This is a genomic window from Pontimicrobium sp. SW4 (genome assembly GCF_039954625.1).
GTDB lineage: Bacteria > Bacteroidota > Bacteroidia > Flavobacteriales > Flavobacteriaceae > Pontimicrobium.
In genome coordinates this window covers 311,620-332,846 of record NZ_CP157199.1, presented here as the reverse complement: position 1 = coordinate 332,846, position 21,227 = coordinate 311,620, and the positions used below count along the sequence as shown (strand labels likewise).

Sequence of the window (21,227 nt, the reverse complement as noted above, 5' to 3'; positions counted from 1 at the left end):
TCTATATATGTTTTATATTATTATTAATATTGTTGCTAAAAACAGCGCTAAAAAAATTAATATACTTCCTTTCCAAAATACATTAGCATGTCTTAAATCCATAAAGTAAAAAGACACACCTATAAATTTTAATACAGCCAATAATAGTATCACAATTACTACATAACTAACAGTAGCACTAGAAATTATTGCAGTAATAATGGTCAATGCAATTAAAATAGTTAGTGTTACTAGTAGTTTCTTCATCTTAAAACAATAAATAAATTATAGGAAATAATAGTAACCATATTAAATCACACATATGCCAAAAAGCAGCACTAGCCTCAACATCTTCAAGCTTTGTTGTTGAATTAACTTTACTTAAGCCTAGATAAACAGACCCTAGAATAACTAAACCTACAATTACATGAACTACATGAAATAAGGTAAGCATCCAGTAATATGTGAAAAATGAATTATAGCCAATGTTAAATCCTGCTTCTATTTTATCATAATATTCAACCCCTTTAAACCCTAAAAACAAAAAGCCCCCAAGCATCGTAAATTTTAAAAATAACTTTGCTTTATAGAGATTTTGGTGCTTTAAATGGTATACAGAAACTGCCATAAAAAACCCACTTACAATTAAAAATACTGTATTTATAGCACCAATTGTTGTGTTTAAATATAGCCTTGATTCATGAAATAATTCAGATGTTTGCTTGCTGCTATAAACCATTGCAATTAAAGCAATACCAAAGGTAAAAAGCTCTAAAAAAATGATAATCCACATCAAAATTCCTCCTGGAGGGTAGTATATGCTTTTATAATTGATTTTAGTTATTTCCATTTAGCTTAATAAGACCTTAAATATTCCATTTTACATCTATTTAAGGTTTCCAAATGTATAGCGACCCTTTTTTTTAACATATGATATTTATCACCTATTCTCTAAAACTATTCAAACATTATTATTTGAGTAGTTTATTAAACTTCATTTCAACAAGTTTGTTTTTATTTTGATAATGTTTTACCATAAGTTTAGTTCTATTTTTAGCAAATTTATTTTCTAGTTGATTTATGTGATAATATCTTAAATTATGCTCTTTTTGACGACCTGAACTAAAACTTGATACACGTTTTAAATAACCAATAACTCTAGTGCCATGATCTACGTTTTTAGAGTAACACTTACTACAAGAGTAAGACGTTTGCTTATCTATATGTTCGCAGTCATTACAAATTGTTATTTTAATATTAAAGCAAAAGTAATTGCAACCAGCTTTAGCTGTCGCATGAATTAGTTTTACAAATCCCTCCTTATTTGGAGCTTCTTCAAGATTTAAATGTAATGCTGAGCCTCCATCAAGATATTTAATGATTTCCTCACCATGCAAAACTATTTTATCTAAAGTATTGGTATTGGTGTCTTCAACTTTATAGAAATAAGAATTATAACAATCTCGTGGTACAAATAATCCATCTTCTCGATCCCATTTAGCATTCTTCACACCTAAATTTTCAGCAGGAACAAACTCTGTGTTAAACATATAACCGTATTGCTTTTTAGCTCGTTTGTTTTCATCATAAATGGCTTTTAAATGAGTATTTACAAATGCTTTGTATTCGTCATTATTTCCAACTTTCACTCCTTGACTTTCTGCAGCTTCTACCATACCATTTATTCCTATGGTTAAAAATTGTTTTTCTAATGATATAAAACCAGCTTTATAAACTGGAAGCAATCCAGCTTCCTTATATTCATTTATTAAAATTCTATAGGCTACTTGATATTTATGAATTTTTTGAACTTCAGAAACAATATCTGCTCCTTTCTGAATCAATCTATTCATGTTTAGCGTAATGACATTTATAGAACCTGTGGCAACACCTCCTGCTCCTAATGAATAACTAAAGGTGTTATCACTAATTTCGTTTCGTAGTCTACAACAAGAAGCTAAACTATCTGCATTTTCAGATTGATAGATAAAAAAAGAGTTTCCTTCACTTAGCTCTTGGGCACACATATCTGTGAATTCAGTATCTACAGGTTTGCCATCATTCACCAACATGGCTGCAGTAACCACAGGAAAGGTTAATATTGCTTTATTGCGTTCTTCATTAAACCACTTCATGAAGAATGCTTGCAAGCGTTTAACCCTTTCCCATTCTGGCTTTGCCATATCTGGAAACACAAAATCTCCAAACATACTATTAAAATAGGCTTCATCATATAAAGAGATATTCCAAAATACAGATTGATATCCTCTTGCAGCTGCTGGTTGGTTGATAGCGTAAACCACATGTTGTAAATGGTTTTCAATTGTTTTTTTATTTGTTTTTAAATAATCTTTACCATAATCTTTTGCTGCAAAATGATCGAAATACATTAAAAATTCAACAGTTGCTAATGCTCCAGCAAATTGAGAGCTTACAGCAAAAACCAAGTTTACAAACTCACCACAAAAACTTTCTAGGTGCTGAGGCGCTCTACTTTCTCCTCCAAGTTTGGTGAGTCCGTCAAATAAAAAAGGATACATACTAATCGATACGCAATAGGGCTTTAATGATGTTTCGTCATGCACATATATTTCATGTGTTTCTATTTGACGTTCATATTCATTCGCTAACTCTTTCCCAAAAAGCACTTCTATTTTACGCTTTACTAAAGCACGATTAACTTGAATATTTATGTCCTTATTAAGTTCGGCTTCCATGGTGGCAATATTCTTGGAAGTTACATTTGCATTAGCATCAACTTTAGAACCATCTGCTGCATTTGATGAATTAATGTATTGGTCAATAAAATTAATCTTGTTGTTTACCTGTGTTTCGGTTAGTCTAATCATAGTTTTGGTTTTTAAGAAATAAATGGTTTTGTATTGTATTTGTTTTTACGTTTATAAATTTTTGATTTGTTGTAGGCTTATCTAAGCCTCCTTTTAAAGCCTCCCATTTTCCTGTTTTAATCCAATTTAGCTCGTTAAGGATAGACTCAGAAATCTGCTCCTCTCCAGTATAAAGACAAGTCTTATAGTGATTTTTATTGGCTATTTTTAAGTACTCTACTAATTCTTTTTCATGCCATTCACCTCCCATAAATAGCACACAAGAAGCCAAGTTTTTATATTTATTTAATAAGGATAAGTATGTGCTTTTGTTTAATAAACTACCACTGCCTTCTTTCCACAAAAAAGGAGAATGACAGCCTTTACAACACAATTGGCAACCAGAAATTGAAAAACAAAGACTTACCTCGCCTGGGACTTCTTGAAGAACAACTTGAAAATCGTGATAATACATAAATAATAAAAGACTATTTTATCTTCTATAAAAATATAGAACAAAAACGCATACTCAATAACTCTTAAAATGAGTTATTAAAAATGTTATTAACATACTTGAAATTGGACAATAAAAAATAAATGCAATCTTGATTATCCTATAATATACCTATATTAGTCAGTAAAATAAATTACAATGAAAAAAAGAAAATCATTAATAGTTTTATCATTTGTATTCTTCATCAATATAAATGTTTTTTCTCAAGAGTCTGAAGCGGTTATTATACATTCAAAAGATTTAGTAGATCAAAAAGTTAAAGATGAAAACAAAACTTCAAGAGTTTGGAACCTAAAAAAAGATAATACTATTAGAATTAATTTAGTAGAAATGAAGGGTGAATTAACAAAACATATTCATCCAGATGCTGATCATAGCCTTATCGTTATAGAAGGAAAAGTAAAAGTGCTAGTTGGAGAAAAAATATACTATCTGGAAAAAGGAGATTTTATTTCGATTCCAAAAAACATACCTCATAAGTATTGGACAATAACTAAAACTGCTCTTTTAGCCAGTATGGATGCTCCATATTACGATCCAAAAAAGACAATTCGTTTAGAATAAATAACTACTTTACCTTTTAACTTATCTTCAATCCATTTGAAACATCATTGGTATCATCAGGATTAACAAACACCAAATTACCAGTTTCGTCTTCGGTCATTAAAATCATGCCTTGACTTTCAACACCACGTAAAGCTCTAGGAGCAAGATTTACCAATACCGTTACTTTTTTACCTACAACTTCTTCAGGTGAAAAACTTTCAGCAATTCCAGATACGATAGTTCTTGTATCAATTCCAGTATCGACTTTTAAAACTAATAATTTTTTAGTTTTTGGCATTTTTTCGGCTTCCAAAATAGTACCAACACGAATGTCTAATTTTGAAAAATCTTCCCAAGTAATTTCTTCTTTTTGTGGTTCTACTTTTTTACCAGCAGCTTCGTTGGCTTTTTTACTTGCTTCTAATTTATCTAATTGAAATTGTACATCTTTATCTTCAACTTTAGCGAATAATAATTCTGCTTTTCCTATAGTATGATTTACAGGAAGTAATTCTCGACCTTCGGAAATACCGTTCCAAGTCCAATTCGATTCTAATTCTGAAGTATTAAGTATTTTATTTAATTTATTTGAAGTGAATGGCAAAAATGGTTCGCTCAATATAGCTAATGCAGAAGCTATTTGCAACGCTATATACATAACAGTTTGCACGCGAGCTTCATCTTCTTTTATGACTTTCCAAGGTTCTTCGTCTGCTAAATATTTATTACCAAGTCTAGCTAAATTTATGAGTTCTTGACTTGCTTCTCTAAAACGATAACGTTCAATAGAACTAGCAATAACATTTGGAAATGCTTTTAGTGTTGCTAAAGTTTCTTCATCAACTGTTGAAAACTCATTAGGTTTTGGTACAACACCTCTATAATACTTATTAGTAAGCACTACTACTCTATTAACAAAATTTCCAAAAATAGCAACTAACTCATTATTGTTACGTGCTTGAAAATCTTTCCAAGTAAAATCATTATCCTTATTTTCTGGTGCATTTGCAGTTAAAGCATAACGCAACACATCTTGTTTATCTGGGAAATCTTGTAAATATTCATGCAACCAAACTGCCCAATTTTTAGACGTTGACAGTTTATTGCCTTCAAGATTTAAAAATTCATTTGCTGGTACATTATCTGGTAAAACATAACTCCCTTCTGCCTTTAACATTGCTGGAAATATGATGCAATGAAACACAATATTATCCTTACCAATGAAGTGCAGTAACTTAGTGTTTTCATCTTTCCAATAAGGCTCCCAATCTTTTCCTTCTCGTTCAGCCCATTCTTTAGTTGCCGAAATATAGCCTATTGGTGCATCAAACCATACATATAAAACCTTGCCTTCTCCTCCTTCAACTGGAACAGGAATTCCCCAATCTAAATCACGAGTTACAGCGCGTGGACGTAGACCATCATCAATCCAAGATTTTACTTGTCCATACACATTAGATTTCCAATCTTTTTTATGACCAACTAGAATCCATTCCTTTAAAAAAGCTTCATGTTTGTCTAAAGGTAAAAACCAATGCTTGGTTTCCTTTAGTATTGGCGTTTTTCCTGTTATTGCAGATTTTGGATTAATTAAATCAGTTGCATTGTGACTTGTTCCGCAACTTTCACATTGGTCGCCATAACTTTCTTCATTCCCGCATTTTGGACAGGTTCCAACCACAAAACGATCTGCTAAAAACTGATTTGCTTCGGCATCATACAATTGCTCTGTAACTTCTTCAATAAATTCACCTTTATCATACAACGTCTTGAAAAATTCAGACGCAGTCTCGTGATGTATCTTAGCTGTAGTTCTTGAATAATTATCAAAAGAAATTCCAAAATCTAAAAATGACTGCTTGATAATAGCATGATATTTATCAACTATATCTTGAGGTGTTACGCCTTCTTTTTTAGCCTTAATAGTAATAGGCACTCCATGTTCGTCACTACCGCAAATAAATGCTACATCCTGACCTTGAAGTCTCTGATAGCGTGCATAAATATCTGCAGGAACGTAAACACCTGCCAAATGACCAATATGAATAGGGCCATTGGTATAAGGTAAAGCCGCAGTTATAGTATATCTTTTTGGATGATTCATCAATCTTAAAATTAAATTATTACGTCATTGCAAGAAGTAAAACAATGAAGCAATCTCATTAATTACAACACCAAACAGACAGATTACTTCATTATACTCGTAATGACGAGGTATTTTAAAGGCACAAAAATACACAATTTGAATCCTATTTAGAAACCAAATTAATTAGAACTTCGTTATATTTACAAAAAGCCATTAATATGATTTTTAAACGCATTATATACACTTTATTAATACTGACTTTATTTGGTCAAAGTATGGTTTTAGCTCAGTCATCCAATTCATCTTATTCAAATACAACAATGTCCAAACCTTTTATACAACCGCAACATTTAAAAGCTGGTGATTCAGTTGCCATAGTTGCTCCTTCAGGGATTTTAAAAAACCGTGAAAAAGAAATAAACCAAGCTAAAGAGTTACTTAAAAGCTGGGGACTTAATGTTATTGTTGGTGATCATGTTTTTAAAAAAGCGAATCATTTTGCTGGAACAGATGATGAGCGAGCAAGCGATTTTCAAAAAGCATTAGATAATCCAAATATAAAAGCCATTTGGTGTGCGCGTGGTGGTTATGGCACTGTGAGAATGATTGACAAATTAGATTATACTAGGTTTAAAGAAAACCCTAAATGGATTATTGGGTATTCTGATATTACTGCCATTCATAACCAGTTAAATATTGAAGGCAGTGAGAGCATTCATGCAATGATGTGTACGAGTTTAAAAGATGATTTAACAGAGATAGAGCATACTATAGAAACGTTTAAATGTGCTTTGTTTGGCCAACCTTTAAACTATACCGTTGAAGGTTCAAAGTATAATAAAATTGGAAATACTAGTGGTCCATTAGTTGGTGGAAACTTAACCTTACTACATACTATGCTAGGCTCAAAGACAAGTATTGATACCTCAGGTAAAATTTTATTTATTGAAGAAATTGGTGAGTACAAATATCATATCGACCGAATGTTGCAAAGCTTAAAACGAGCAGGTTATTTTAATAACCTAAAAGGACTCATTGTTGGAGACATGAGTAACATGCGAAAAAACACAACGCCTTGGGGAACGACTGTAGAACAATTAATTTTAGATGTAGTTGCCGAATACGATTTTCCTGTATTGTTTGATTTTCCAGCTGGTCACGAAGATGATAATCGTGCATTAATTTTGGGAAGAACGGTTAAGTTGAAAGTTGGCAGTGAACAGTCTACGGTTGTTTTTGAAGACTAATTTAGTTTTCACAAAAGTCTTTTTTAAGCTTTACTTCAGCCAATGTATCCCAAACTGGGTTATCAAACGGTTTTGGTGAAAACCTAAAATGGATGATTGTTTTATTTTCTTGTTCACAAAAAGAAGTTTCTACAGTTACATTTAGTGTCATAGGCTTTTTGGTGTAACGAGTATCATGTGTTTTTACTTTACCAACAAATTGCGATTTATTTTTTTTAATAAATACTGCATTTGTTTTCCGCAAAGGTTTGTCGTCTATTTTATAAAAATCAAGACCTAATAAGCCATCAAAATAATACTGTATGTTTTTTTCTAAATCGTTCGTCGTTACTTCTTCTGTGTCAATAATACTCCAAGCCCAAACATAAGACCAAAAATTTGGGCTATCCTCTTTAGACCAACCTTGAGGGAAACGTAAATCTTCAAATCCTTCGTATTTAATTTCTTGAGCAAACCCAATAGGGAATTCGATGATTTCTTTTATCCAAGTACTATCAGTTTCAAAGACTGCGAGATCTTGTTTTTCTTGACTAAATCCAACTAAAGAAAAAAGAAATAGTGATATTGTGATTATTTTTTTCATTTTGGGTATTAAAAATACAATTCTACTTCAAATTCAATAGCATCAGAAATGGCGTAGTCTTTTACACTGACTTTGTCTTTAGAGCCATATCTAATGTTCCAATCCGTACGATCAATTTTAAATTTGGTTATCATTTTGTTGTCGTTTATGAGTTTGGCATCAAAAAATATTGGTTTAGTAATTCCAATTATTGTCAGATCTGCATCAATTCTTAAACTTCCATTGTCATTATATGTTACCTTGCTTATGGCTAAGCTTGAGGTTGGGTGTTTTTTTACATCAAAAAAATCTTCGTTTTTTAAATGGTTCACTAAGTCTTCATTATAATCTCCATCTGTATTTAACATGGTATTCATATCAACTATAAATGTTCCGCCTGAAATCTTGTTCTTTACTTTTGTTATTTTACCTTTCTTAAATTTAGCTGTTCCAAAATGTTCCCCAAAGTTAAAAAGCATAGTTCCTTTCCAATTTATGGTGCTTTTAGAAGTGTTGATTGGCACTTCGGTTTGAGCGCTAATTAAATTTGAGCATGCAATAATGATAAATGTGATAACTGTACGTTTCATGATGATTTGTTTTTTTTGGTAAAACTATTTTGAAAGCTGAAGAAAAATGTCAAAAAAGTGTAAAAGATGTGTCAACAACTGCAAAAAGTCGTGAAATTGTCTTTTTTTTACAATTAATTATGAATTACAGCGCCAAATATTTTTTTAGAAGTTTAGCCTTAGTTGCTTTTTTAATTTGTGTATTATCCAGTTCCAGAAATAGTGATAAAGAGTTAGCCGAAGTTGCCAAAGTATCTTTACGTGATGTTGGTCACAGATTATTGTTATTTAATCAAGATTCTACATCTTTGGTAAAGCCTATAATTGCTTTAGAGAATTTAAAATTTCAACTGTCTTTTGAAGAAACGATTTCCATACATCCAGATACTTTAGTTAACACCATTAAAAATAGTTTTGAAAAAGCAGGTTTGCCAAAACATTATCTAACAGAAGTAAAACACTGCGAAAATGAAGAGGTTGCCTACAGCTATGAAATTAAACAAGATGTTGAAAATGACATTGTACCTTGTAGTGGAAGACAACTACCAAAAGCCTGTTATGTAATTAGTGTTAGGTTTACAAAAGCACAAGAAGTTACAAGCTTAGAGTATTTATATATTCTTATTCTTGGAGCTTTATTGGTTTTTACTATTGTGTTTTACAAAAGGAAACATAGTGCATCTACTTTAACAAACAATGAGAACTATGCTGAAATAGGCAGCTATCACTTTTATCCTAATCAAAATAAATTGGTTAAAAAGGCCAAAGAAATAAACCTTTCTAAAAAAGAATGTGAGCTATTGGAAATTTTGGTGGCTAATCCTAACCAAACTGTAAAACGTGATGAATTAGAAAAACGCGTTTGGGAAGATAATGGTGTGGTTGTTGGTAGAAGTTTAGATACTTATATCTCTAAGCTTCGCAAGAAACTACAAGATGATGATTCTATAAAAATAACCAACACTCATGGAGTTGGTTATAAATTGGAAGTCCTTAAAAAGTAAACTTAATTTATTATATTCATTTTAATTAACTGCAAACTAAAGACTACTACTGAATACTTTATTTATGGCACAACACAACGAACTTGGTAAAAAAGGCGAGCAATTGGCTGTAGATTATCTACTTAAGAATAAATATGAAATCATAGAACGCAATTACCGATTTGAAAAAGCCGAAGTTGATATTATTGCCAAACAAAAAGACACCCTTGCCATTATTGAAGTTAAAACACGTTCCTCTTTAGAATTTGGTAATCCGCAAGATTTTGTAAAACCAAAACAAATACAACGCCTAGTAAAAGCTGTTGATGAGTATGTTACTGTTAATGATTTAGATGTAGAAATTCGCTTTGATATTATTGCTATTGTAAAACAAGGAAAATCATACAATATTGAACATTTAGAGAATGCTTTTTATCATTTTTAATGTGTTCATATATAATTTTTGCCCGTTCCGTTTACCTAATTTTACATATACAAACCGAATAGAAAGCCCTCACGAATTTTGGTAAAACTTACACTGACAATAAATAATAAGTGTTATAGATGTTTCGGCTTTTATTCCATTTCTATTACCCAATCATTAAATTCGGTTTGTCCGATTCCTTCAACTGAATGACAATAATTATCATTAAAAATAAAACTATTTGTTTTAGCTCCTTTAAATTTTGTGGATTCGAAAGACACATTTTCCATTAATCCGTTGGTCAAATCCGCATTCCGAAAATCTGAAGTTTTAATGTTACTTTTTATGAACTTCGCACCTCTTAAGTTAGAATTTCTGAAATCGGCAGAAATAAAACAATTTTGAAAAGTTATTCCTGAAAGATTCTCATTTCTCAAGTCCATATTTTCCAAGTCAATTTCTTCAAATATTGTTTTCCCAGATCTTAATTGCTCTAAGAATTCTACTTTTGTTAATTGATGATAATCAGATTCATTGCATTTCATGTCACTTATTGTTGAATCGATTAGTTGAATCAGTTCGCTATGAGTATTAACAAAGTCTTTTCTTATTTCATAAAATTTTGATTCATTCCACAAATGCTTTTCTTTTAACGCAGGTAAATCGTCAAATCCGTTCAGATAGAAATGAGCAATCGGTTCGAGTTCTTTTATTCCGTTGGAATATTTAGAATAAACTTTTTCTAAAAGAATTATATGATCAACTTTTTCGGTTGATGGATTTTCTTTTAAATCGTTTAGTAAATTAATTATTTCTTGGTTCATTTTTAATGAATAGCGACTACTTACTAATAAACTCTTTCAAAGCGGCTATATCATAAGGCTTCGCTAATATTTTTTTATCGCTATCTAAAATAAAATATGTTGGCGTTGCACCCACATTATAACTATTACCAATTTTATTTTCCCATTTTCCTAAACCTAGAACGTGTATAAACTCTGGATATTTAACAATTTCTTTCTCCCATTGGTAAGTATCGTCTTCTAAACCAATAGCAATTACTTTATAATCAGGATTATTTAGGCTTTGAAGATGCGCTTGTAATTGTGGGATTTCTTCTAAACAATGTGAACATGAGCTACTCCAAAAAACAACAATATACTTTTTGGCTACATCTAAAGAGTACATTGAAATTGGTGTTCGTTCTCCATTTTTTTCTACGAACACATCAAATTCTGGTGCTTTGTTACCTATAGATACACTTTTAAAAAGCTTGAGTCCATTTACTAATTCAGTGTCTTTTAAAGATTCTGCTAGCTTTATTAAATACCTATCAGAAATATAATTTGCAACTTCCTCAAAATTAGTGTCAACCATTTGTTGCCAAACAACTTCTAATAAAGTGCTTTTAATTTCTGGTTTGGCATCTTTCATTGCCTCATAAACTTCATCTATGTTGCGTTTATAATCATCTATTTCATCTTCCTTATTAGAAGCCATTCCAAACACATAATTAAGCACACGCTCTATTAAAAAATTAGAACTCTGCAGTACTTCATTGTTAAAATTCACGTCATTAAAAAAGTGTTTTTTTAGATTTTCTATATAGGTTGAAATATCCTCGTAAGATTCAGGAATATATGGCCTATTAGCTTTTATAAAATTACTAGCTATAGAGTTTTCAGCAGCTTTTTCATATTCTATTTGTGTTTCCTTTTGGGTTTTAAAAATTGCCATTAAAGCTAAACTGTCTTGGCTTTGTTGATTATAAAAATTCCCTATGCTTTGACTAATAAGTGACATACTATTTGTGTATGAACTCATTAAAGTATTTTCTACAGATGCTTTAAAATCGACACCTGTCTCAGTATTAAAGGTTAACGAAACATCTTCGTTAGCATTATAAATTATATCGAAATTAAACTCTTCTTGTGGTAAAGCATATACCAACCTATAGATGCCTTTGTTAACTGTAGAGTCAAGATCAAATTGAAAATTTCCCTTCTCGTCCATTTGTGTATTTGCCACATATAGAGTAGTTGTTGGCGTTACTTTGTATAATACCGCGAAAGGATAATCTTTAGCTGGAGAAAATGTCCCTTTTATGGTATGCTGCGCCATTAAAAAAGTTGGAAAAATTGAGAGAATGAAAATTAGTTTTTTCAACATTGTAGTTATTTATTAATAAGACCCTTATTAAGTTTTATGGTCACGGATTTTTATTTATAATTGTTTCAACAATCAAGCCAAAATTGGTTGTAATACTTTTAAAGCATTATCTACCGATTTTATGTTTTCAAAAGTAAGCAATAAACGTAAACCTTGGCGTGTTTGTTTTTCTTTCATTTTACAAGCAGTAGGATGATTTTGAATGTATTGCAACACTTTTGTAAAGTTAGCGCTTTGGTAAAAACTACTTTGCTGATCTTTTATAAAATATCCAATGCATTTGTTTTGTTTCATTATTATTTTTTCAAAGCCTAACTTGGTTGCCATCCATTTTACACGAACACTGTTTAATAAATCCGCAACTTGAACTGGTAACTCGCCAAAACGATCAACTAATCTTATCTCAAAACTTTCCAATTCTTCTTCTGTTTTCAGCTCGTTTAACTCGGTATATAGACTTAAACGTTCGGCAATATTGTTTATATAATCATCAGGAAATAATAACTCAAAATCTGTGTCGATTGTTATGTCCTTTACATACGTTTTTTCTTTCTCTTCATCTTTATATAAATCTTTAAACTCATTTTCTTTGAGCTCTTCAATGGCTTCATTTAATATTTTTTGATACGTATCAAATCCAATTTCATTAATAAAACCACTTTGCTCACCACCAAGTAAATCTCCAGCTCCTCGAATTTCTAAATCTTTCATAGCAATATTAAAACCACTTCCAAGCTCTGTATGCTGCTCTAAAGCGGTAATACGCTTTCGTGCATCATCAGTCATTGCCGAATATTCTGGTGTAATGAAATAGCAAAACGCTTTTTTATTACTTCTACCAACACGACCTCGCATTTGATGTAAATCACTTAGCCCAAAATTATTGGCATTATTAATAAATATGGTATTTGCATTTGGTACATCCAGACCACTTTCAACAATAGTTGTACTTACTAATACATCAAATTCACCATTCATAAAAGCTAACATAAGCTGTTCTAATTTCTTACCTTCCATTTGTCCATGACCAATACCAATTTTAGCATCAGGAACCAAACGCTGAATCATACCAGCAACTTCTTTAATATTTTCTATGCGATTATGAATAAAAAATATTTGTCCACCACGTTGAATTTCATAACTCACAGCATCACGAATAGTTTCTTCGCTGAAGCGAATTACATGACTTTCTATTGGATAACGATTTGGTGGAGGTGTTGTAATGACTGATAAATCGCGAGCAGCCATTAAACTAAATTGAAGCGTTCGTGGTATTGGTGTAGCTGTAAGTGTCAACACATCCACATTCTCTTTAATAGTTTTGAGTTTTTCTTTAACAGCGACTCCAAATTTTTGTTCCTCATCAACAATGAGTAAACCTAGGTCTTTAAATTTGACATTTTTATTGACTAATTGATGTGTGCCAATTACAATATCGACTCTTCCATTTTCAAGGTTTTCTAAAGTTTCCCGTTTTTGTTTTGCTGTTCTAAATCGGTTTAGATAATCTACAGTTACAGGAAAATCTTTTAAGCGTTCTGTTAAAGTTCTATAGTGTTGATACGCTAAAATTGTTGTCGGCACTAAAATAGCCACTTGTTTTCCATTATCAACAGCTTTAAACGCTGCTCTAATAGCTACTTCTGTTTTTCCAAAACCAACATCACCACACACCAAACGATCCATAGGTTGCTCGCTTTCCATGTCTGCTTTAATATCAGCAGTTGCAGTTATTTGATCTGGTGTGTCTTCATATACAAAAGATGCTTCCAATTCGTGTTGCATATAACTATCTGGCAAATACTGATATCCTTTTTCCAGTCTACGTTTTGCATATAATTTAATAAGATTGAAAGCTATTTCCTTAACACGAGATTTTGTTTTTTGTTTAAGTGTTTTCCAAGCTTTACTACCTAATTTATAAATCTTTGGAGGTTTGCCATCCTTTCCATTAAACTTCGTGATTTTATGTAATGAATGTATACTTAAATACAATACATCGCGTTCGCCATAAACTAATTTAATGGCTTCTTGTTTTTTTCCTTCAACATCAATTTTTTGTAAGCCTCCAAAACGGCCAATACCATGGTCTATATGTGTTACATAATCGCCAACATCTAAATTGGTGAGTTCCTTTAAGGTAATAGCTTGTTTTTTAGCATACCCATTTTTAAGATGAAACTTATGATAGCGTTCAAATATTTGATGATCTGTATAGCAAACAATTTTGCTGTTATGGTCTATAAATCCTTGATGCAAGGACAGCACAAAAGTTTTGTAATGTACATCTTGCTCAACATCGTCAAAAATATCGTGAAAACGCTTTGCTTGTTGTTCAGAAATACAACTAATATAATTCGTATAACCTTTAGTGTAATTGGTATTAAGGTTTTCTATTAATACATTAAACTGTTTGTTAAATGAAGGTTGAGGGGAAATGTTGAATTCAATTATTTGTTCAGCTGTATTGGTGAAAAACGAAGTCGTTCCAAACTCAACTAAACTAAAGTCTAACAGTTGCTTTTTTAATAATGCTGAATCACAAAAAAGAGCTTCGGGTTCGGCATGTTTAATATCAGAAGACAAATTATTAAACGCTTCAACTGCTTTGCTATAGAAGTCGTCAATCCTTGCGAACATCAAATCTATATTTTTGGCATAAACCACAGTTTTTTGAGCAATATATTTAAGAAAACTCTGTCTACTTTCTTCTAAAAATTTATTTGCAACATTAGGGATGATATTTATTTTATTAACCTGTTCTGTAGACAATTGCGTTTCTACATCAAACGTTCTAATACTATCTACTTCATCCCCAAAAAACTCAATGCGATATGGTTCATCATGAGAAAAGGAAAACACATCTACAATCCCTCCTCTAACAGAAAACTCTCCAGGTTCAGTAACAAAATCCACACGCTTAAATTTATATTCGAACAACACTTCATTTACAAAATCGATAGATAAATTATCATCTTTCGAGATTTTTAACGTGTTTCTCTCTAACTCCTTTCTAGTTACAACTTTTTCAAAAAGAGCATCAGGGTACGTAACTATAATTGCTGGCTTTTTTCTAGAATTTATTCTGTTTAAAACTTCAGCCCTAAGTAACACATTAGCATTATCGGTTTCTTCAATTTGATACGGTCTTCTATAGCTTCCTGGGTAGAATAAAACATCTTTATCATTAAGCAATTGCTCAAGGTCATTTAGGTAATAAGCTGCTTCCTCCTTATCGTTAAAAATCAATAAAAATGGCTTGTTTGCTTCCTTAAAAGCATTAGTAATTACAAAAGAAAGTGCTGAGCCTAAAAGCCCTTTTAAATGTACTTTAGATTCATTTTTGGCAATAGCAATTTGCAGTTTTTGCTGTTGCAAAGACTGTAAAAAAGTTTGCGAGATTGTTGTTTTACTCACTAAGAAAATTTTGGCACAAATATATAATAAATGTTAATTAGAATTTTACCTTTTATTAGAACAAAAACGTATTAATAATATTATATTTGCAGCACAAAAAATTACAAATTATGTCAATTTCAGATTTATTTGATAGCGGTTTTAGAAAACGAAATGAAGATCATTTTGCTGCTATTGTAAGGATTGCTATGAGCGATGATATTATTAATGATGCTGAAAAAGCCTTTTTAGATCGCTTAGCACGAAATTTAAATATTTCGGAACTCGATTATAAACAAATTTTAAAAGATTATAAAACGCACCCTATTAATCCACCATTGTCTTACGATAGACGTTTAGAGCGTTTATATGATTTGGCAAGAATGGTTTGGGCAGATCATATTGAAGGTAAGGATCAGGTGAAAATGCTTAAAAAGTTTGCTATTGGGTTAGGATTTAGAGCAGAAAATGCAAAATACATTACAGACAAAGCCCTTAAATTAGTGCATGAAAATGTTGATCTTGATACATTTACTGAGGAAATGAAAACAATGAATCAATAATTATAAAAGCCATATAAAAAAAGCGAACTGAAAAAGTTCGCTTTTTTTATATCTTAAATTTAAGCTTTTAGTTAGCGTTCTTCATGAATTCCTCAACTTTTTCAACCATATTTTTACTCCCACAAACAAAAGGAATTCTTTGATGTAACTCTGTTGGCTTTAAATCCATAATTCTAGTAAAACCGTCACTAGCTTTACCATTAGCTTGTTCTGCAATAAATGCCATTGGGTTTGCTTCGTATAACAAACGTAATTTTCCACTAGGGTATCTTGAACTTTCAGGATACATATACACACCTCCTTTTATCATATTTCTATGAAAATCGGACACTAAAGAACCTATATACCTAGATGTATAAGGACGATTACCCTCTTCTAATTGACAATACTTAATGTAATCTTTTATACCTTGTGGGAAACGAATATAATTACCTTCATTTACCGAATAGATTTGTCCATCTAATGGAAACTCCATATTTGGGTGAGATAAATAAAATGTTCCAATAGCAGGGTTCAATGTAAATCCATTAACACCATCTCCAGTTGTGTATACTAACATGGTTGACGTTCCATAAATAACATATCCTGCTGCAACTTGATCACTTCCTTTTTGAAGAAAATCTTCTAAAGTTACTGGAGTACCAACAGGAGTAACACGTCTATAAATAGAGAAAATGGTACCAACCGACACATTTACATCTATATTAGAAGATCCATCCAGTGGATCCATTAACACTACATATTTGTTTTGATTATTCTCATCCTGACTATTAATGGTGATGAAGTCGTCTTCTTCTTCACTAGCAATCCCACAAACTATATTTCTGTTAGTAAGTGTTTGGATAAATTTTTCATTGGCATAGACATCTAATTTTTGCTGGTTTTCACCTTGAATGTTTTCTTCGCCTGCAGCACCTAGAATATCTACTAATCCAGCTTTATTTACTTCATAATTCACAACTTTAGCCGCCAACCTAATTGAATTTATCAAGCGAGATAATTCACCTGAAGTATATTTAAAAGATGTTTGATTTTCAATAATAAACTCTCCTAAAGTTTGATTTCTTTGAGACATATAAAGTTGTGCTTTAATTTTGTGCAAATATCGTACTTTTTAACAAAATTATCTGGTTTCGTTATATAATAAATAAACAATATTATCAACTTTAAACTATCTTTGGCCTTATTAATTTCCTAGATAATTATAATGAAATTTACAATTAGAGATGCTGCTAAAAGTGATATGCCTAGTGTTTTAGGGCTTATTAAAGAATTGGCAGAATTTGAAAAAGAGGCTGATGCAGTAGAAGTAACTATTGATGATTTACAAAAAGATGGTTTTGGAGACAACCCCGCTTTTAAATGCTTTGTTGCTGTAGTAGATAACCAAGTACATGGAACTGCCATTGTTTATAATCGATTTTCTACTTGGAAAGGAAAAATAATTCATCTTGAAGACTTGGTTGTAAGCCAAAAAATGAGAGGTCACGGTATTGGTACTGCGCTTCTTGACAAAGTTGTTATGTATGGGCATGAACTAGGTGTAAAGCGTATTAATTGGGAAGTTATAAATTGGAATGAAGGAGCCATTAAATTATATGAGGCTAAAGGAGCTAAAATTTTACGTGATTGGGATGTGGTGCATTTAGATGAAAACGGAATAAAAAATTACATTTCAAACTTAAGCTAATGCGCATATTTAAATTTGGTGGAGCATCGGTTAAAGATGCCGAAGGTGTAAAAAACTTAGTTAAAGTATTGCAAACCGTTGGCTATAATGATACCCTTGTAATTGTTTCGGCAATGGGCAAGACTACCAATGCGTTAGAAGTTGTTATAGACAATTATTTAAATAACGTAAAAGAGCTGCAAAGCTCTATCCAAGAAATTAAAAAGTATCATAATGCTATTTTATTAAATCTTTTTGAGAACGAAAACCACCCTGTTTTTAAAACTGTAGCAAATCTCTTTGAAGAATTAAATATTTTCTTTAATCGGAATAAATCACCCGATTACAATTTTGTATATGACCAAGTTGTAGGATATGGAGAGCTAGCTTCTACAGCTATAATTAGCAGTTTTCTTGAAGAAATAGGTATAAAAAATAACTTATTAGACGCTAGAGATTTTATTAAAACAGATAACTATTACCGAAGCGCAACGGTAGATTGGGATGCTACTCAAAAAAATATTTCAAAAAAAATAAATACATCAATTTTAAATATCTCTCAAGGGTTTATTGCAAGCGATAAGAACAATTTTTATACCACTTTAGGAAGAGAAGGAAGTGATTACACAGCAGCCATTTTTGCCTATTGTTTAAATGCTGAAAGTGTCACTATTTGGAAAGACGTTCCTGGAGTTTTAAATGCAGATCCTAGATATTTTGAAAATGCACAACTAATTAACCAAATATCGTATAGAGAAGCCATTGAATTAGCTTTTTTTGGTGCTTCTGTCATTCATCCAAAAACACTACAACCATTACAAAGAAAGGAAATTCCATTATTTGTAAAATCATTTAAAAACCCTCAAGAAAATGGGACTTCAGTAAGTAAAGGTATTGATATTGATCCTAAAATTCCTTGCTTTATAGTTAAGAAGAACCAAGTATTACTTTCTCTGTCCTCATTGGATTTCTCATTTATTGTAGAAGAAAATATCAGTCACATTTTTCAATTATTGCACTTATATAAAATGAAAGTGGATGTTATACAAAATTCAGCCATCAGTTTTTCAGTTTGTGTAGATAATAACTATAATAATCTTGAAGAATTATTATTGCATCTTAAAGCAAAATATAAGGTAGATTACTTTAACAATGTATCACTTTATACTATTAGACACTATAACAATCAAGTTATTAAAGCATTAGAAGAAGATAAAACAGTTTTATTGAAACAAATCTATCAAGAAACCGTTCAAGTTGTAACAAAGTAAGACCAGAAATAGTCTTTATTGATATGAAAAAAATGATTAGGTTTGTAATTCTTTCATAAATACAACTAAATGGGACTAGTAACTGCAAAAGAAGTAGCAAAAGCCATTCATGCTGATAAGTATGGATTTATTGGAACTTTTTTTGGATGGATTATAATGAAAGTCCTTAATATTTCTACTATTAATAAAATTTATAATAGAAACAAACACCTTAACAATCTTCCCTTTTTAAATGCGCTTTTAGATGATTTTCAAATAAAATTTGAAATACCTGACGAAGATTTAAAACGTCTTCCAAAAGATGGTTCCTATATCACAGTTTCAAATCATCCTTTAGGTGGTATTGACGGTATTTTGTTGCTTAAACTAATGTTGGAACAACGAAGTGATTTTAAAATTATAGGAAACTTTTTATTACATCGCATTGAGCCATTAAAACCTTATATAATGCCTGTAAATCCTTTTGAGGATAGAAAAGATCTAAAATCTAGTATTGCTGGTTTTAAAAATTCATTATTGCATTTAAAACAAGGACATCCATTAGGTGTTTTTCCAGCTGGCGAAGTTTCAACTTATAAAGACGGAAAATTAGTGGTTGACAAACCTTGGGAAGAAGCTGCAATGAAGCTAGTAAAAAAAGCAGAAGTTCCTGTAGTGCCTATATATTTTCATGCAAAAAATAGTCGCCTATTTTATCGTTTATCCAAAATTAGCGACACATTGCGTACAGCTAAACTGCCATCAGAATTACTAACTCAAAAACATCGAACCATAAAGGTTAGAGTTGGAAAACCTATTTCAGTAAACGATCAAAAAGAACATGAATCGCTAAAAGATTTTTCAGAGTTTATTAGACGAAAAACCTATATGCTATCTAATGTCTTTGACAAGCCCAAAATACTTGACAATTTTCAATCTAGTTTAAAAGTTCCAAAAGCTCCTAAAAATATCGTCACTCCTGTAAGCAGAGAAAGTATGGTTGCTGAAGTAGAGGCTCTAAACGGAAGTGACTGTAGGCTTTTAAAAAGTAAAAACTACGAGGTATACTTATGTCATGCCAAACAAATACCCAGTATTCTACGTGAAATTGGTCGTTTAAGAGAAATTACTTTCAGAGAGGTTGGAGAAGGCACAAATGAAGCTATTGACTTAGATACATTTGACACATACTATCACCATATGTTCCTTTGGGACGATGACAAAAAAGTAATTGCTGGAGCTTATAGAATGGGGTTAGGCTCAAAGATTTTTGAGGCTTATGGTATCGATGGATTCTACCTTCAAGATTTATTTAGGTTTGAACCAGAGCTTTATAAAATGATGAGTCAATCTATAGAAATGGGACGTGCTTTTATTATTAAAGAGTATCAGCAAAAACCAATGCCTTTATTTTTACTTTGGAAAGGTATTGTACATACAACGCTTCGTTATCCTGAACATAAATTTTTAATTGGTGGTGTAAGTATTAGTAATCAGTTTTCAAACTTCTCTAAATCATTAATGATTGAATTTATGAAGTCACATTACTACGATCCTTATGTAGCGCAATATGTACATCCTAAAAAAGAGTTTAAAGTAAAACTAAAAGATGCAGATAAAGACTTTGTATTTGATGCCACCGAAGCTGATTTAAACAAATTCGATAAAATTATTGATGAAGTTGAACCTGGTGCATTACGTTTACCTGTGCTTCTAAAAAAATATATTAAGCAAAATGCTAAATTGGTGGCGTTTAATGTCGATCCTTTGTTTAATAATGCCGTTGACGGTTTAATGTATATTAAAATTGCCGACTTGCCAGAAAGCACTGTAAGACCCGTTATGGAAGAGTTTCAAGCAGAGTTAGAGAGTAAGTTTTCTAATAACTCAGAGGCATCAGAGTAAATTTTGATCTACAAACTTTTTAAAATAATCTTTTATCTCATTTCTAGCTTTTAAAAAAGCAGTATGCTTTTCATTTTCGGTTCCTATAACTTTTGAAGGATCGAAAAAATTATGATGTAGCCTCACAGCATTTTTGCTTGGGATATAAGGACAGTTTTCATTGGCATGATCGCAAACAGTAATGATGAAATCAAAATCAATATCTTTGTATTCATCAACATTATTTGAAGTGTGATTAGATATATCTATACCATCTTCTTTCATTATTGCTGCAGCTCCAGGGTTTATTCCATGTGTTTCAATGCCTGCGCTATATACTTTTACTTTTCTATTATCTAAAAAATGATTCAAATAGCCATGTGCCATTTGGCTTCTACAGGAGTTTCCTGTACATAATACTAGGATGTTTTTCATCAAAATATTTTTTCTTCAATTTAATTCTACTCCTTTATAAGGAGGAGTGGGTTTCGATTTTATAAATCGAAAGACGAGGTGGTTTTTAACCCTTCCGTCACTTCGTGACACCTTCCCTTAAAA

General features: G+C 31.3%; 20 protein-coding genes. 8 read left to right on the top strand and 12 right to left on the bottom strand.

Annotated elements, in window-relative coordinates; genetic code table 11:
- Window positions 1-12 precede the first annotated feature (12 nt).
- The 4 genes from ABGB03_RS01550 to nrdG form a co-directional block, all read right to left on the bottom strand.
- Entirely contained in the window at window positions 13-246 is a 234-nt protein-coding gene (locus tag ABGB03_RS01550; protein ID WP_347924262.1) for a cytochrome C oxidase subunit IV family protein, read from the bottom strand.
- Window position 247: 1 nt separating this feature from the next.
- A complete protein-coding gene (locus tag ABGB03_RS01545) occupies window positions 248-829 on the bottom strand; it encodes a cytochrome c oxidase subunit 3 (protein ID WP_347924260.1) in 582 nt (193 codons plus the stop codon).
- 121 nt (window positions 830-950) lie between these two features.
- Window positions 951-2,828, bottom strand: a complete 1,878-nt coding sequence (gene nrdD, locus ABGB03_RS01540) for an anaerobic ribonucleoside-triphosphate reductase (protein ID WP_347924258.1) — start codon at window positions 2,826-2,828, stop codon at window positions 951-953.
- Complete coding sequence (gene nrdG / locus ABGB03_RS01535) at window positions 2,821-3,282, bottom strand: anaerobic ribonucleoside-triphosphate reductase activating protein (protein ID WP_347924256.1); 462 nt, start codon at window positions 3,280-3,282, stop codon at window positions 2,821-2,823. The genes nrdD and nrdG overlap by 8 nt, the downstream gene beginning before the upstream one ends.
- A 177-nt stretch (window positions 3,283-3,459) precedes the next feature.
- On the opposite strand from nrdG, the gene ABGB03_RS01530 reads away from it, so the two are divergent.
- Window positions 3,460-3,885, top strand: coding sequence for a cupin domain-containing protein (locus tag ABGB03_RS01530; protein WP_347924255.1), 426 nt, complete (start codon window positions 3,460-3,462; stop codon window positions 3,883-3,885).
- Between the two features lie 16 nt (window positions 3,886-3,901).
- On the opposite strand, the gene metG is transcribed toward ABGB03_RS01530, so the two are convergent.
- Window positions 3,902-5,971: a methionine--tRNA ligase gene (gene metG / locus ABGB03_RS01525; protein WP_347924254.1), complete on the bottom strand. Its 2,070-nt coding sequence runs from the start codon at window positions 5,969-5,971 to the stop codon at window positions 3,902-3,904.
- Window positions 5,972-6,273: 302 nt separating this feature from the next.
- On the opposite strand from metG, the gene ABGB03_RS01520 reads away from it, so the two are divergent.
- Window positions 6,274-7,200 carry an LD-carboxypeptidase gene (locus ABGB03_RS01520; protein ID WP_347926360.1) on the top strand — a complete coding sequence of 309 codons (927 nt, stop codon included), beginning with the start codon at window positions 6,274-6,276 and terminating at the stop codon, window positions 7,198-7,200.
- Between the two features lies 1 nt (window position 7,201).
- Here ABGB03_RS01520 and ABGB03_RS01515 read toward each other — a convergent pair whose 3' ends face one another.
- The gene (locus tag ABGB03_RS01515; RefSeq protein ID WP_347924252.1) at window positions 7,202-7,783 is read right to left on the bottom strand and encodes a hypothetical protein; all 582 of its coding nucleotides are present in this window, start codon (window positions 7,781-7,783) and stop codon (window positions 7,202-7,204) included.
- A gap of 8 nt (window positions 7,784-7,791) precedes the next feature.
- Window positions 7,792-8,352 carry a YceI family protein gene (locus ABGB03_RS01510; protein ID WP_347924250.1) on the bottom strand — a complete coding sequence of 187 codons (561 nt, stop codon included), beginning with the start codon at window positions 8,350-8,352 and terminating at the stop codon, window positions 7,792-7,794.
- A 29-nt stretch (window positions 8,353-8,381) separates the two neighbouring features.
- Between ABGB03_RS01510 and ABGB03_RS01505 the strand changes: the two genes are divergently transcribed.
- Together ABGB03_RS01505 and ABGB03_RS01500 are read left to right on the top strand one after the other, a co-directional pair.
- Window positions 8,382-9,335: a winged helix-turn-helix domain-containing protein gene (locus tag ABGB03_RS01505; RefSeq protein ID WP_347924249.1), complete on the top strand. Its 954-nt coding sequence runs from the start codon at window positions 8,382-8,384 to the stop codon at window positions 9,333-9,335.
- Window positions 9,336-9,399: 64 nt separating this feature from the next.
- Complete coding sequence (locus ABGB03_RS01500) at window positions 9,400-9,759, top strand: YraN family protein (RefSeq protein WP_347924247.1); 360 nt, start codon at window positions 9,400-9,402, stop codon at window positions 9,757-9,759.
- 131 nt (window positions 9,760-9,890) lie between these two features.
- Here ABGB03_RS01500 and ABGB03_RS01495 read toward each other — a convergent pair whose 3' ends face one another.
- The 3 genes from ABGB03_RS01495 to mfd form a co-directional block, all read right to left on the bottom strand.
- On the bottom strand, window positions 9,891-10,562 hold the full coding sequence (locus ABGB03_RS01495; protein ID WP_347924245.1) for a pentapeptide repeat-containing protein: 672 nt from the start codon (window positions 10,560-10,562) through the stop codon (window positions 9,891-9,893).
- Between the two features lie 16 nt (window positions 10,563-10,578).
- Window positions 10,579-11,859, bottom strand: coding sequence for a TlpA disulfide reductase family protein (locus ABGB03_RS01490; RefSeq protein ID WP_347924243.1), 1,281 nt, complete (start codon window positions 11,857-11,859; stop codon window positions 10,579-10,581).
- 120 nt (window positions 11,860-11,979) lie between these two features.
- Complete coding sequence (mfd, locus tag ABGB03_RS01485; RefSeq protein WP_347924241.1) at window positions 11,980-15,324, bottom strand: transcription-repair coupling factor; 3,345 nt, start codon at window positions 15,322-15,324, stop codon at window positions 11,980-11,982.
- A 110-nt stretch (window positions 15,325-15,434) separates the two neighbouring features.
- On the opposite strand from mfd, the gene ABGB03_RS01480 reads away from it, so the two are divergent.
- Window positions 15,435-15,866 (top strand): TerB family tellurite resistance protein, encoded by a 432-nt coding sequence (locus ABGB03_RS01480; protein WP_347924239.1) that lies wholly within the window; start codon window positions 15,435-15,437, stop codon window positions 15,864-15,866.
- A gap of 67 nt (window positions 15,867-15,933) precedes the next feature.
- On the opposite strand, the gene fbp is transcribed toward ABGB03_RS01480, so the two are convergent.
- Window positions 15,934-16,941: a class 1 fructose-bisphosphatase gene (fbp, locus tag ABGB03_RS01475; RefSeq protein WP_347926358.1), complete on the bottom strand. Its 1,008-nt coding sequence runs from the start codon at window positions 16,939-16,941 to the stop codon at window positions 15,934-15,936.
- Between the two features lie 132 nt (window positions 16,942-17,073).
- On the opposite strand from fbp, the gene ABGB03_RS01470 reads away from it, so the two are divergent.
- The 3 genes from ABGB03_RS01470 to ABGB03_RS01460 all read left to right on the top strand — a co-directional run bounded on the left by ABGB03_RS01470 (window position 17,074) and on the right by ABGB03_RS01460 (window position 20,690).
- Window positions 17,074-17,556, top strand: coding sequence for a GNAT family N-acetyltransferase (locus ABGB03_RS01470; RefSeq protein WP_347924237.1), 483 nt, complete (start codon window positions 17,074-17,076; stop codon window positions 17,554-17,556).
- On the top strand, window positions 17,556-18,806 hold the full coding sequence (locus tag ABGB03_RS01465; RefSeq protein WP_347924235.1) for an aspartate kinase: 1,251 nt from the start codon (window positions 17,556-17,558) through the stop codon (window positions 18,804-18,806). The genes ABGB03_RS01470 and ABGB03_RS01465 overlap by 1 nt, the downstream gene beginning before the upstream one ends.
- Window positions 18,807-18,875: 69 nt before the next feature.
- Entirely contained in the window at window positions 18,876-20,690 is a 1,815-nt protein-coding gene (locus tag ABGB03_RS01460) for a lysophospholipid acyltransferase family protein (protein WP_347924233.1), read from the top strand.
- Here ABGB03_RS01460 and ABGB03_RS01455 read toward each other — a convergent pair.
- Entirely contained in the window at window positions 20,682-21,104 is a 423-nt protein-coding gene (locus tag ABGB03_RS01455; RefSeq protein ID WP_347924232.1) for an arsenate reductase ArsC, read from the bottom strand. The genes ABGB03_RS01460 and ABGB03_RS01455 overlap by 9 nt on opposite strands.
- Window positions 21,105-21,227 lie beyond the last annotated feature (123 nt).